This is a genomic window from Gammaproteobacteria bacterium, from assembly GCA_035501935.1.
In the GTDB taxonomy this organism is placed as follows: Bacteria; Pseudomonadota; Gammaproteobacteria; order JAJPIJ01; family JAJPIJ01; genus JAJPIJ01.
The window spans coordinates 1-12,297 of the sequence record DATJVC010000026.1 but is presented as its reverse complement, the minus strand read 5'-3'; the positions used below and the strand labels follow the sequence as shown (position 1 = coordinate 12,297).

Annotated in this window: 12 protein-coding genes; all 12 read left to right on the top strand. The window is 58.2% G+C overall.

Annotated elements, in window-relative coordinates:
* On the top strand, nucleotides 1-1,381 hold a 1,381-nt coding region (locus VMH34_07500; protein HTT08620.1), incomplete at its 5' end, for a hypothetical protein.
* Nucleotides 1,378-2,076: a glycosyltransferase family 2 protein gene (locus VMH34_07495; protein ID HTT08619.1), complete on the top strand. Its 699-nt coding sequence runs from the start codon at nucleotides 1,378-1,380 to the stop codon at nucleotides 2,074-2,076. The genes VMH34_07500 and VMH34_07495, both read left to right, overlap by 4 nt.
* Nucleotides 2,077-2,125: 49 nt before the next feature.
* Entirely contained in the window at nucleotides 2,126-2,551 is a 426-nt protein-coding gene (locus VMH34_07490) for a cupin domain-containing protein (GenBank protein ID HTT08618.1), read from the top strand.
* Nucleotides 2,552-3,793 carry a class I SAM-dependent methyltransferase gene (locus VMH34_07485; protein HTT08617.1) on the top strand — a complete coding sequence of 414 codons (1,242 nt, stop codon included), beginning with the start codon at nucleotides 2,552-2,554 and terminating at the stop codon, nucleotides 3,791-3,793. It abuts the gene before it with no gap.
* The gene (locus tag VMH34_07480; GenBank protein HTT08616.1) at nucleotides 3,794-4,858 is read left to right on the top strand and encodes an NAD-dependent epimerase/dehydratase family protein; all 1,065 of its coding nucleotides are present in this window, start codon (nucleotides 3,794-3,796) and stop codon (nucleotides 4,856-4,858) included. It begins immediately after the preceding gene.
* The gene (locus VMH34_07475) at nucleotides 4,855-5,835 is read left to right on the top strand and encodes a Gfo/Idh/MocA family oxidoreductase (protein ID HTT08615.1); all 981 of its coding nucleotides are present in this window, start codon (nucleotides 4,855-4,857) and stop codon (nucleotides 5,833-5,835) included. The genes VMH34_07480 and VMH34_07475 overlap by 4 nt, the downstream gene beginning before the upstream one ends.
* Nucleotides 5,836-5,900: 65 nt before the next feature.
* Nucleotides 5,901-6,530 carry a class I SAM-dependent methyltransferase gene (locus VMH34_07470; protein ID HTT08614.1) on the top strand — a complete coding sequence of 210 codons (630 nt, stop codon included), beginning with the start codon at nucleotides 5,901-5,903 and terminating at the stop codon, nucleotides 6,528-6,530.
* 48 nt (nucleotides 6,531-6,578) lie between these two features.
* The gene (gene asnB / locus VMH34_07465; protein ID HTT08613.1) at nucleotides 6,579-8,543 is read left to right on the top strand and encodes an asparagine synthase (glutamine-hydrolyzing); all 1,965 of its coding nucleotides are present in this window, start codon (nucleotides 6,579-6,581) and stop codon (nucleotides 8,541-8,543) included.
* The gene (locus tag VMH34_07460) at nucleotides 8,540-9,673 is read left to right on the top strand and encodes a glycosyltransferase family 4 protein (protein ID HTT08612.1); all 1,134 of its coding nucleotides are present in this window, start codon (nucleotides 8,540-8,542) and stop codon (nucleotides 9,671-9,673) included. The genes asnB and VMH34_07460 overlap by 4 nt, the downstream gene beginning before the upstream one ends.
* 103 nt (nucleotides 9,674-9,776) lie before the next feature.
* Complete coding sequence (locus VMH34_07455; GenBank protein HTT08611.1) at nucleotides 9,777-10,766, top strand: NAD-dependent epimerase/dehydratase family protein; 990 nt, start codon at nucleotides 9,777-9,779, stop codon at nucleotides 10,764-10,766.
* Entirely contained in the window at nucleotides 10,736-11,788 is a 1,053-nt protein-coding gene (locus tag VMH34_07450; GenBank protein HTT08610.1) for a glycosyltransferase family 4 protein, read from the top strand. The genes VMH34_07455 and VMH34_07450 overlap by 31 nt, the downstream gene beginning before the upstream one ends.
* Nucleotides 11,785-12,297 (top strand): polysaccharide biosynthesis protein (locus VMH34_07445; GenBank protein HTT08609.1); only part of this gene is annotated, 513 nt, incomplete at its 3' end. The genes VMH34_07450 and VMH34_07445, both read left to right, overlap by 4 nt.

Below are 12,297 nucleotides of genomic sequence, written 5' to 3'. Positions count from 1 at the left end.
CCTGATGCTTTTTCAGCATCCCATCGGCATCCTGATTGTGAATAATCTTCTTTGGTTGTTTTCCACGTTGATGATCGTCTGGGCGTTGATCGGACACGCCTTCCTGCGGTTGTGTGCATTGCCGACGGCGGTGTATTTGTCATTTGTACAGAAGAATCTCGCTTTTGAATATTTTCTGTTGTCAGAGCATGTCGCCCGTGTTTTCTATGTTGTTTATTTCGCCATAATCATCGGGTGTGTTCGCAAAGCATGGCAACCGTGGGTGGTTCTGGCGCTGTCCCTGGTTGTCGTTTTCAACGTGCTGGTCAAGCCTTCGGCGCTGGTGCTGATCCCCGTGACTCTCTTGTATTTTCCGATGGTCGCCGTGTGGCTGTCTCCCGCTCGCCGGCGGCAGTTGGGCGCCGCCGCCGTCATGTTTCTCTCGATTACAGGATCCTGCCTGTTTGGCTACGGTTATCTTTTCCACAAGCAGTACGGGCCCTATGAGTTCACGAACTTTACCGGCTGGAACCTCTATTCCCACGTGGGGCAATTCACCGTTCTCGACGATGGTATCTATCCGGAGTTGAAGCAGGAATTGCGGCGGGTTCTGCCGCTGTACAATGAGAAATACGTTTCAGAGGGCAACCATCAACCGGATTGGCTTGTATACGGTTCTTCCAAGAGGCGTCTCAGTGATGATTTCGGTGGTGAAAGCCCGGCGTCGATAATTCAACACTACGTTGAGAGTAATAAAGCGGAGGGCTCGCAGAGCAATGTGGCGCGGATGAACGAAATCTATCTGGCGCTGGCGGAGGAGGCGATAAAGGCGCATCCGGGCAAATACTTTTGGTATGCGCTGATTCAAACCGCCGGTTTATTCCCGCACAGTGGCGGCCTGTTTTATTCCGACAACCTCACGCCGGGATCGTACGCGAATCATGGAGCGGAAATGAATCGATGGCGTGTGCTCCTGCATCGCCATCTGCCGGAAGGCACGACGCGTGATTATTTCCCGACCTTGAGAACGGCATTGGATGAAACCCGGGAATTGTCTTTCGGGAATGATGGTTGGGTGCATGCCCTCTACAGGTTATTTTATTTCGCGATCCTGGCCGTCAATTGCATTCTGGCCATTATGATAATCGGCGCAATGCTCATGGGGGCGATCAATTTGTTTTCGTGGTCCGCAATCAGTCGGCGGCAATATTCCCCTGAAGGCCGGATTTTCGTTCTGGTCGGCCTGGCGATGGTGGCGTCCTATGCGGTTTTTCTAGGGCTCGTAAACACGTCCGCCCCGGCGCGCTTTGCAACGAATGTTCAGGATGTTTTCGTGATCACGATGTTCATGCTGGCGGCCAACAGCCGCTTGTTCTTTAGAACGTTCGGGAGAGCCGTGTGAAAGTCAGTGTCATCATGCCGGCTTATAACGAGGAGGGCACCATCGTCAGCGTGCTGGAAAGCGTCGGCGCGCAGAAGGTGGATGGTGTTGAATTCGAGGTGGTGGTCGTGGACGACGGTTCGCGGGACAACACGGTCGGAGTGCTCGAGCAGCAGCCGCACTTATACTCGAAATTCATCAAGCTCCCGCAGAATCGTGGAAAGGGCGCGGCCGTGAAAGCGGGTCTGGGGGCGGCGACCGGCGATTACATTCTTTTCCAGGACGCCGATCTTGAATACAATCCCTCCGACTACAAGACGTTGTTGTTTCCCATCCAAAAGTTTGGTGCCGAGGTGGTCATGGGAAGCCGTTTGATGGCGCCGCCTTACACGCGTGTATCGTATTTTTGGCACAAAGTGGGGAACCGGCTGATCACGCTGCTTTTCAACATACTGAACAATACGACGTTCACGGATGTTTACAGTTGTTATCTGATGTACCGGCGCCCCCTTCTTGATGTTGATAAATTGCAGACTATGGGCTGGGATCAGCATGCCGAAATCCTGACCAAGGTGGTGCGCGGGGCAAAGATCATTTATGAGGTGCCCATCACCTACCAGGGGCGCACCTATGCGGAGGGGAAGAAGATTCGTGCCCACCATGTGTTGGAGGTACTGTATACAATGTTCAGGGAGCGTTTCGTTCCGTCGCAGTAGAAGATGGCATTCATAGAATCGAAATAATTCCCGTGACGGAGAATTTCAGGTGAAGATAAAACCGGTGACTGAGGAAGAGAGGCGGAAATGGCCTTCCACGGTGATTGTCTCTTTGGAACCTCCCTTTGTTGACGAACGGGGCTCAATCCAGCCCATGGTCGACATGGACATGCAGAGTTGTGTCCTTATTACTTCGAAGCGGGGCACGGTCCGGGCCAACCATTATCACAAGACCGACTGGCACTTCTGCTATGTGTTGTCCGGAGGTCTCGATTATTACCACCGTCCCCACGGCAGCACCGCGTCGCCGGAGAAGGTCGTGATCAAGCAGGGCCAGATGTTCTTCACGCCGCCGTTGGTGGATCACGCGATGGTTTTCACCGCCGACACCGTGTTTCTTACTTGGGGGAGAAATTCCAGATCGCAGGAAGTCTATGAGGCGGACGTGGTGCGCATTCCGCCCATCAATCCCTGAATGAAGTGCTGCCATCGGCGTGACACGTGCCGGTTGTGCGGCGGCCGGCTGCTCACCCGGGTGATAAGCCTGACGCCGACACCGCCGGCGAATGCCTTTGTTCCCGAGTCGGAAAAAGACCGGGAACAATCCTGTTTCCCCCTCGATGTTTTCTTTTGCGAGACCTGCTTTCATGTCCAGTTGCTGGACGTGGTCGATCCCAAAGTCTTGTTTGAGAACTATATCTATGTCTCCGGCACCTCGCCGGTCTTCGTCAATCATTTCAGGCAATATGCGGATTCGATCATCCGCCATGCGGGGTTGTCGCGTCCCGGTCTGGTGGTGGATGTAGGTTCCAACGACGGTACCCTCCTCAGGTTTTTCAAGGACGCAGGCCATGCCGTGCTGGGCATAGACCCGGCAAGGAATATCGCCGAGGCGGCGACCGCCTCCGGTATAGAAACCCTGCCTGCTTTCTTTGACTCGAAGCTGGCGTCGGAATTGCGATCGAAGCGCGGCCCCGCCGAAATTATTTGCGCCAATAATGTCTACGCACACGTGGATGATCTGCGTGAATTTACGACCGGGGTGAAGAACCTTCTGGCGCCGCATGGTTTGTTTGTGTTTGAAGTATCTTATCTCGTGGACGTGGTGGCAAAGGTCCTGTTCGACACCATCTATCATGAGCATCTTTCCTATCATTCCGTGATGCCGCTGGTGAGATTCTTCGATTCAATGAATATGGAGTTGATCGAGGCCGTGCGCATTGACAGCCATGGCGGCAGTCTGCGGGGCATCGCGCAGCTCAAGGGCGCCACACGGTCGGTCGGGAAATCCGTGACGGAGGCGATTCAGCACGAGCGGGACGTGAGACTGGACGAGTCGAAAACCTTCGTGCAAATGGCTGGCAAGATCAATCTGCTCAAATCAGAATTGATGTCCTTGCTGACACGTTTGAGGCGCGAAGGCAAACGCATAGCCGGTTTCGGTGCGCCGGCCAAGGTCACGACGCTCATGTATCATTTCGGCCTTGACGCGAAGATCATCGATTTCATCGTCGATGACAGCCCCATGAAGCAGGGTCTTTATACGCCGGGATTGCACATACCCGTACTGTCTCCACAAGCGCTGTATGAAAGACGGCCAGATTACGCGCTGATTCTGGCCTGGAATTTTGCAGATTCCATCATGAAAAAACACGAGACATTTCTCCGGTCCGGCGGCCATTTTATTATTCCCCTTCCCGAAATTAAGGTGGTGTAAATGGAGAACGAATTTCTGCTGGCATCCGACGTGGAGGAAATCGTCGAACGGCTCGGCCCGGCGGTGGAGGCTTTCGCCGGCAGGACGATCGTCGTCTCGGGCGCGCGCGGCTTTTTGGGACGGTATTACCTGGAGCTATTTTCCCGCTTGAACACCCGTGTATTGAAGGAGCCGGTGACCGTCATCGGTCTGGACAATCTCATCACGGCCGGCAAGGCGGGGGAATTTTTTGACGACAGCAAACACGTCAAATTTGTGAAACATGATGTCATCGGCCCTTTTTCCTGGGAGGGACCGTTGCATTACGTGATCCACGCCGCTGGAATCGCCAGTCCTTTTTATTACCGCGCCTTTCCCATGGAGACGCTGGAAGTCGCGATCACAGGCACGAAAAACATGCTGAACCTCGCCAACAGCCATGGCGCGCGTTTTGTGTTTTACAGTTCCAGCGAGATCTACGGCGATCCCGATCCGAAGCACGTCCCCATCCAGGAGAGTTACCGGGGCAACGTGTCCTGCCAGGGACCGCGGGCCTGTTACGATGAAAGCAAAAGGGTGGGGGAGACGCTGTGCTACATCTATCACAACAAGCATGGTACGCACACGAATGTCATCCGTCCCTTCAACGTGTTCGGACCCGGCATGCAGGAAACCGATTACCGGGTGATGCCCAACTTCGCCAGCCGGATCAAGGGCAAGCGGCCGCTGCATATCTATGGCCGGGGAGATCAAACCCGCACCTTCTGCTACGTCACGGACGCCATGGTGGGTTTTCTCCTCGTGCTGGCGCGCGGCGTCGCGGGTGAGGCTTATAACATCGGCAATCCCGTGCCGGAAATCGGCGTGCTCGATCTTGCCAGGCGCATGGGCAAGGCCATTGGTCGGGAATTGGAGATGAATGTCGTCGAATATCCCGACAGTTATCCGGCCGATGAGCCGCAGCGGCGCTGCCCGGATATACGCAAGGCCAGGTTGCAACTGGGTTATGAACCCAGGGTCGATCTTGACGAGGGACTGCGACGGTTTCTGTCCTGGACGGACAAGTGTTACACCGGAAAAGAATGACCAGGCTCAGGCTGGGACTGATCGGACTCGGTCGCTGGGGAAGGACGTTAGTACGCACGCTGAATGAGACGCCCGATGTAGATTTGGCGAGGACTGCCAGCCGCGGCCCGCGGCCGCCGGATATTGCAGGCGCCGACTGTCGTCATTTTACGGATTGGCGCGAATCGCTGGACCCGGAAGCCATCGACGGCGTCATCATCGCCACTCCGCCCGCCGTGCACGCAGAGATGGCAATAGAGGCGCTTCGGCGCCACATTCCCGTTTTTGTGGAGAAACCGCTCACCATGAAGTTGCGGGAGGCGCAGGACGTGCAAAATGCGGCCCGCGCGAATAACACCCTCATCATGGTGGATCACACGCATTTGTTCAGTCCTGCCTATCGCGAACTCAAGAACCAGATCGGTAATCCGGACACCATACGCGCCCTGCATTGCATCTCCGGCAATATGGGGCCGTTCAGATCGGATGTACCCGTATTATGGGACTGGGGCAGCCATGACATTGCGCTTTGCATGGACCTGCTCGGATTTGATCTCAATTGCCGATTGGCCAGGTATTTGGAACACCGGAATGTCGATGGCGCCGCTGGTGAACTCATTGAGCTGCATTTGGAATCTGATATGTCGGTTCCGATCCACATGCGCGTTGGGAATATCATGCAGCCGAAGACCAGATTTTTTGCCGTTTATCTTGAAGACTCACTGTTCATTTACGATGATCAGTCCGTCCACAAATTGAAACGATATGAAGCCACGTCGGTTTTCTCACCGCCCCCTGGCACGGGCGCGATCATTACCGTTGAAAACGAACCGCCGCTGAAAAACGCCCTCATTGAATTCCGCTCGGCAATTCGCAGTGGCGATACACAGCACGTTTCTCTGGATTTGGGCATCGCCGTCGTTGCTGCGCTGGAAAAATGTGAGGCAATGTTGCCATCCGCCGGTGGTTATTCTGGAATCGCGGGGCAGCGGACGTGACTGAGAGCAGCCAGGCGCTGTGGCTCAGGCATCTCGGTGGGACGCATGCCTACAATGACTGGATCATGTCGCAACTGCTTCCTCATCTCGGCAGGACAGTGCTTGAGGTGGGTTGCGGCAGCGGCAACTTCACCGAGCTGATGGCGCAGGCGGTCGATTACATTCATGCGGTCGATGCAGATCCCGCGTTCGTCGCGCAAGCAGCCAGCCGCACCTCACGTTTTAAAAATGTCAGCGTCGAACTTGGAGATGCCGCGGCAATTGATAGCGACCGGCAATTTGATTCCATAGTCATGCTGGACGTGCTTGAGCACTTGGAGGATGACCTTGGGATTTTGCGCCGGCTGCGCTCCAGGCTTCGTGAAGGAGGGACGATCATCGTCAAGGTTCCCGCCATCCCCGGCATCTACAACAGGATGGACAAGGCTGTCGGTCATTTCAGACGCTACAACCGTGCGCGATTGTTGAACGTGATGCAATCGGCCGGTTATGACGATCTTAAAATATGGGGCTTCAACCTCGTTGGAGCGTTCGGATGGTGGGTAACGGGGAGCCTGTTGGGGAAGACCGTGCCCTCGAAAGAGATCAGTCTCTTTAATTCACTGGTCCCGGTGTTTCGGAAACTGGAAGGCGTGATGAGGCCAACCATCGGGCTTTCATTATTCGCGGTAGGCACCAAATCAAGCCCGCCTTGAAAAATACTGCAATTCGCGCTTGGGCATCAGGCTTGGGGTGAACACCTGATGTGCGGTATCGCTGGCTTCTGCAACCCCAACGGTTTGGATGGTCATGCTGCTGCCGTGGCCGAACGTATGGCGGGGGCGATCGCTCACCGGGGTCCGGATGACCATGGCACGTGGTTGGACGCCGAGAGTGGCATCGCGCTGGCGCATCGGCGGTTGTCCATCATCGATCTGTCGCCGGCAGGACATCAGCCCATGCATTCCGCGAGCGGGCGTTATGTGATCGTGTTCAACGGCGAAGTCTATAACTACCGGGAGTTGCGCAGCAAGCTGGAGGAGGGGGGGCGCGGCGCAGCCTGGCGTGGGCACTCGGATACGGAAGTGATACTGGCCGCTTGCGAGGCCTGGGGAATCCACGATGCGCTCAAACAGATGCGCGGCATGTTCGCGATCGCGCTGTGGGACAGAAAAACGCGCACGATCACTCTGTCGCGCGATCGACTGGGCGAGAAGCCGCTGTATTACGGATTGATCAACGGCGTTTTTCTCTTTGCCTCCGAGTTGAAGGCGCTGCGTGGCCACCCCGCCTTTAACGCGCCTGTCAATCGTGACGTTCTGGCGCTGTTTCTGCGCCATAACTACGTCCCCGGTCCTTACACCATCTATGAGGGCATTTATAAACTTTCACCGGGGTGCGCGCTGACGATAACCGTGGATGATTTGCGTCGCGGACAGCTGCCGCCGGTGCAACCTTACTGGCAGGCGCGGGAAATCTGTGAACGCGGACAGCGGGAGCTGTTCAGTGGCGGCGAGGAGGATGCCCTGCAGGAACTTGAACGGCTGCTGAGGGATTCCGTGGCCGGGCAGATGGTCGCGGACGTGCCGTTGGGCGCCTTTTTGTCCGGCGGCGTGGATTCCACGGCAGTCGTGGCGCTGATGCAGGCGCAGAGCAACCGCCCGGTGAAGACATTCACCATCGGTTTTTCCGAGCAGGACTATGACGAGGCCCCGCATGCCAGGGCAGTGGCCCGTCATCTGGGCACCGAACATACGGAGCTTTATGTCACTCCGCAGGAGGCGAGGGACGTGATTCCATCGTTGCCCTCGATCTACGATGAGCCGTTCGCGGATTCCTCGCAGATCCCCACGTATCTTGTCTCCAGAATGGCGCGCCGGCATGTGACCGTGAGTCTGTCGGGGGATGGCGGCGATGAGTTGTTCGGGGGCTATAACCGTTATTTCTGGACGATGAATCTCGGGCCACGGTGGGCCGGGGTGCCGCGTCCGCTGCGCGCAGCGCTTGCATGTTCATTGACCTCCTTGCCGCCCGGCGCATGGAATCGTCTCTTTTCAATACTGAACCTGTTTCTCCCCCGCAACCGGCGTTACGCGAATCCGGGCGACAAGCTGCACAAGCTGGCGGGCATTCTGACGATGAACAATGCGGAGGAAACGTACAGGGAATTGCTGTCGCACTGGAAATCGCCGGCCGGCGTGGTTCGCGGAGCTTCCGAACCGCCGACAGTGCTGACCGAGAAGAATCAACAGGCGCAATTCCGGCAGTTTGAACACTGGATGATGGCCTTGGATTTGGTCAGCTATCTGCCGGACGACATTCTGGTGAAAGTCGATCGCGCGGCGATGGCAGTGGGCCTTGAAACGCGCACGCCGTTTCTGGATCACCGGGTCGCGGAGTTTGCCTGGCGGTTGCCCCTGTCCATGAAGATTCGCAACGGCAGGGGCAAGTGGTTGTTGCGGCAGCTGCTGTACAAATATGTGCCGCGGGAACTGGTGGAGCGTCCAAAAATGGGGTTTGGCGTCCCCATCGATTCGTGGCTGCGGGGGCCGTTGCGCGAATGGGCGGAGACATTGCTTGACGCCGGGCGGCTGGCGCGCGAGGGCTATTTCAATCCCGCGCCGATCCGGCGGAAGTGGCAGGAACACTTGAGCGGCGGTCACAACCGGGCATATCTTTTGTGGGACGTGTTGATGTTCCAGTCGTGGCTGGAGCATCAGCGCGGATGACAAAAAAAATACTCTACTTTGTCACTGAAGACTGGTACTTCGTCTCTCATCGCCTGCCGTTGGCGATTGCCGCCAGGGCCGCCGGATATGACGTGACCGTGGTCACGCGCGTGCGTGAGCATGGCAGCACAATAATAAATGCCGGCTTGCGGCTAATCCCCCTGGAGTTGCGCCGGCGCGGCATGAATCCCTTCATCGAGTTTGCTTTGTTGATGCGTTTGATCACCCTCTATCGCAGTGAGCGGCCGGACATCGCGCATCATGTGGCCATGAAGCCGGTGCTTTACGGCAGCCTGGCCGCACTCGCCGCCCGTACTCCGCACGTGGTGAATGCGCTTGCCGGCCTGGGCTGGTTGTTTACTTCGAACAGCCCCACAGCGCGGCTGTTGGGCGCCGTGGTGCGCGCCCTGTTTTCATTCCTGCTCAAACGTGGATCGGTGATCGTGCAGAATCCGGATGATGCCCGCTGGCTGATGGAACAGGGCGTGCCCGCACAGAACATACATTTGATTCGTGGCTCGGGCGTGGACGTGAAGCTATTCACACCGCAGCCTGAATCAGAAGGCGATCCTGTCGTGATGCTGGCTTCACGCTTGCTATGGGACAAGGGTGTGGCCGAATTTGTCGAAGCGGCGCGGCGACTTCAAACCTCGGGGCAGCGCGCGCGGTTTGTACTGGTCGGGGACACGGATCCGGAGAATCCGGCCTCAATCCGGCCCGCCCGACTGGACGGGTGGCGGCGGGAAGGCATTGTGGAATGGTGGGGCCGGCGGGATGACATGCCTGACGTGCTGGTGCAGGCGTCAATTGTTTGTTTACCTTCTTATCGCGAGGGACTGCCCAAGGTATTGGTCGAAGCCGCCGCCTGCGGACGGGCAATTGTGGCCGCGGATGTGCCGGGGTGCCGCGAGATTGTCCACGAGGGTGAAAACGGCCTGCGCGTGCCGGTGCGCAATGCTGGCGCGCTGGCAACTGCGATCCGGCAGTTGCTTGATGATGCGGCAATGCGCCGGCGGATGGGCGGGCGGGGCAGGGCCCTGGTCGAGGCGGAGTTTTCAGTCGAGAAGGTGGTTGCCGAAACCCTGTCCCTTTACCGCCAGCTTTTGGAATCAAAGGCGGTAGGCGGATGAAGGCGGATAAAAACCGCTCGTGCTGAGGTATCGAAGCACGACGAAATCGCGTAACAATATGGAGCCTGCCCTTCGATACCTCGGGGCGAACGGCCTTTTTTAGATGGATATTAAAAACGTGCTGGTGACGGGGGCGAGTGGATTCATCGGCCGGCATGTCAGTGCATTGCTGGCGCTGGCCGGGTACGTCGTGCGTGGTACGGGCCGCCAATTGGCACCAGCCGGCGATATCACCGGATTGAAAGATTGGGTGCCGGTGCGAACTGTGGACGTCGATACCAATTGGAATGATGCGCTGGAGGGCATGAACGCCGTGGTTCATCTCGCCGGTCGTGCGCATGTCATGCGGGACCGCGCTGCCGATCCGATGGCCGAATACCGGCGTGTCAATGTGGGTGGCGCGGAGAGCCTCGCACGCCAGGCGGCGCAGCGCGGCGTGAAGCGAATTGTATTCATGAGTTCCATCAAGGTTCACGGTGAGCACACCGGAAGACTGCCCGACGGTACCTGGCGGCGTTTTTCGGAGACAGACGCCCCGCAACCCGTCGACGCTTATGCAGCGAGTAAATGGGAGGCGGAGCAGGTGTTGCGGCGGGTGTCGCACGAAACGGGGATGGCGGTCGCGGTTTTGCGGCCTCCGCTGGTGTACGGACCGGGCGTGGGCGCAAATTTTCTACGCTTGATGCGCATGATTGATCTCGGCTGGCCATTGCCATTCGCGCATATCAGGAATCTGCGCAGTTTGATCTATGTCGGCAATCTTGCCGACGCCGTGCGCGCCTGCCTTGAGAATAATTCGGCGGCGGGACGGACTTATCTCGTCAGGGACATGGATGTCTCGACGCCGGATCTGATCCGCGCGGTGGCGGCTGCATTGAACCGGCCCCCACGTTTGTACGGCGTGCCGCCGATGCTGTTGCATTTTGGCGCCTATCTGTTGTTGCGGCCGCGGCTGATGCGGCGCCTTATGGGTTCGCTGGTCGCTGACGATGCGTTGATTCGCAATGAATTATCCTGGTCGCCGCCGGTGCCCGCGCCGGAGGCGCTGGCGCGCACGGCATCATGGTTCAGGCAATTACCGTGGACGCGCTGATTCTCATTGTCATTTTCTCGGGTTCCGCGCTGCTCACCGGCGTGGTGCGCCGTTACGCCGAGCGCGGGGCGGTTTTGGACGTGCCCAACGATCGCAGTTTGCATTCGGTGCCTACGCCGCGTGGCGGCGGCGCGGCGATTGTATTCATGGTGTTGCTCGCCGTGGCGTGGCTGGCGACCGAGCGCCGCCTGCCGCCGCTCGGTCTGGTTTCGGCGCTGGTGATCGGCGGCACGGCCGTGGCGCTGGTGGGCTGGACCGATGACCATTATCCCTTGAGCGCGTTGACCCGCGTCGCGGCGTACCTGCTCGCGGCCGCATGGGCGGTGCACGCCCTGGGCGGCATGAGTTCATTCAATCTGGGCTTTGTCCGCTGGGAGCCGGGATACGTGCTGGGTTCGGCGATCGCGATATTGTTTATTGCCTGGCTGATCAATCTCTACAATTTCATGGACGGCACCGACGGCATCGCCGGCACGCAGGCCGTCTGCGCCGGCATGGCGGGCTTTGTCCTGTTTCTGGCCCGCGGCCAGCCCGGGCTCGGCATGCTGTCGCTGGCGGTGGCCGCCGCGGCCGCGGGATTCCTGCTCTGGAACTGGCCGCCGGCGCGGATCTTCATGGGCGACGTCGGCAGTTGTTTCCTCGGATACACCTTCGGCGTGCTGGCAATGGCTGGAGAAAAAAGCGGAGCGATACCGCTGGTGCTGTGGACGGTCATTCTCAGTGTGTTTTTCTGGGACGCGACTTTCACGCTGGTGCGCCGCATGCTCACCGGCGAGCGCTGGTACCGCGCGCATCGCAGCCACGCCTATCAGCGTCTGGCGCAACTGGGCTGGAGTCATCGTCGCGTCGCCGTCATGGTGCTTGTTTACAATGTCGTCGTGCTATGGCCCTTGGTCGGTTTGGGAATGCTGTGGAATAATGGTTTGATGCTTGTTGTTGGTCTGTCCGCGATGCTGTTCGCGGCGGTGTGGGTGGCGGTGCACAGAAGGCATCGGCAACAGAGGGGAACTGCGGGCTCATGATTCGCTTCAATCGCCGGACGGCGGTTATTTTGCACGATCTGCTCATGGTGGGGCTGGCCTGGCAACTGGCGTGGCTCGCGCGCTTCAATTTTTATTTCGATCAGATCGACTGGTACCGGAACGTCATCTCCATGCTGATCGTCGTGGTGACGCAGGGCATGGTGTTGTGGCCGGTGGGGCTGTACCGCGGTCTGTGGCGCTTCGCCAGCATCCCGGATTTGTGGAATATTCTGCGCGCGGTGGCCGCCGGTTCGCTGTGTTCGCTGCTGCTGCTGTTTATTTTCACCCGCCTGGAAGGCGTGCCACGCACCACGTTTGTCCTCTATCCGGTCTTTCTTATTCTGCTGCTGGGCGGACCGCGTCTCCTTTACCGTTTGTGGAAGGATCACGGTTTGAATTTCCGCGTCCTGTCTGGCGGGCGGCGGGTGCTGGTCGTGGGCGCGGGGCAGGCGGGTGAAACGCTGGTGCGCGACATGCTGCGGGACGGCGAATATCTGCCCATCGGCTTC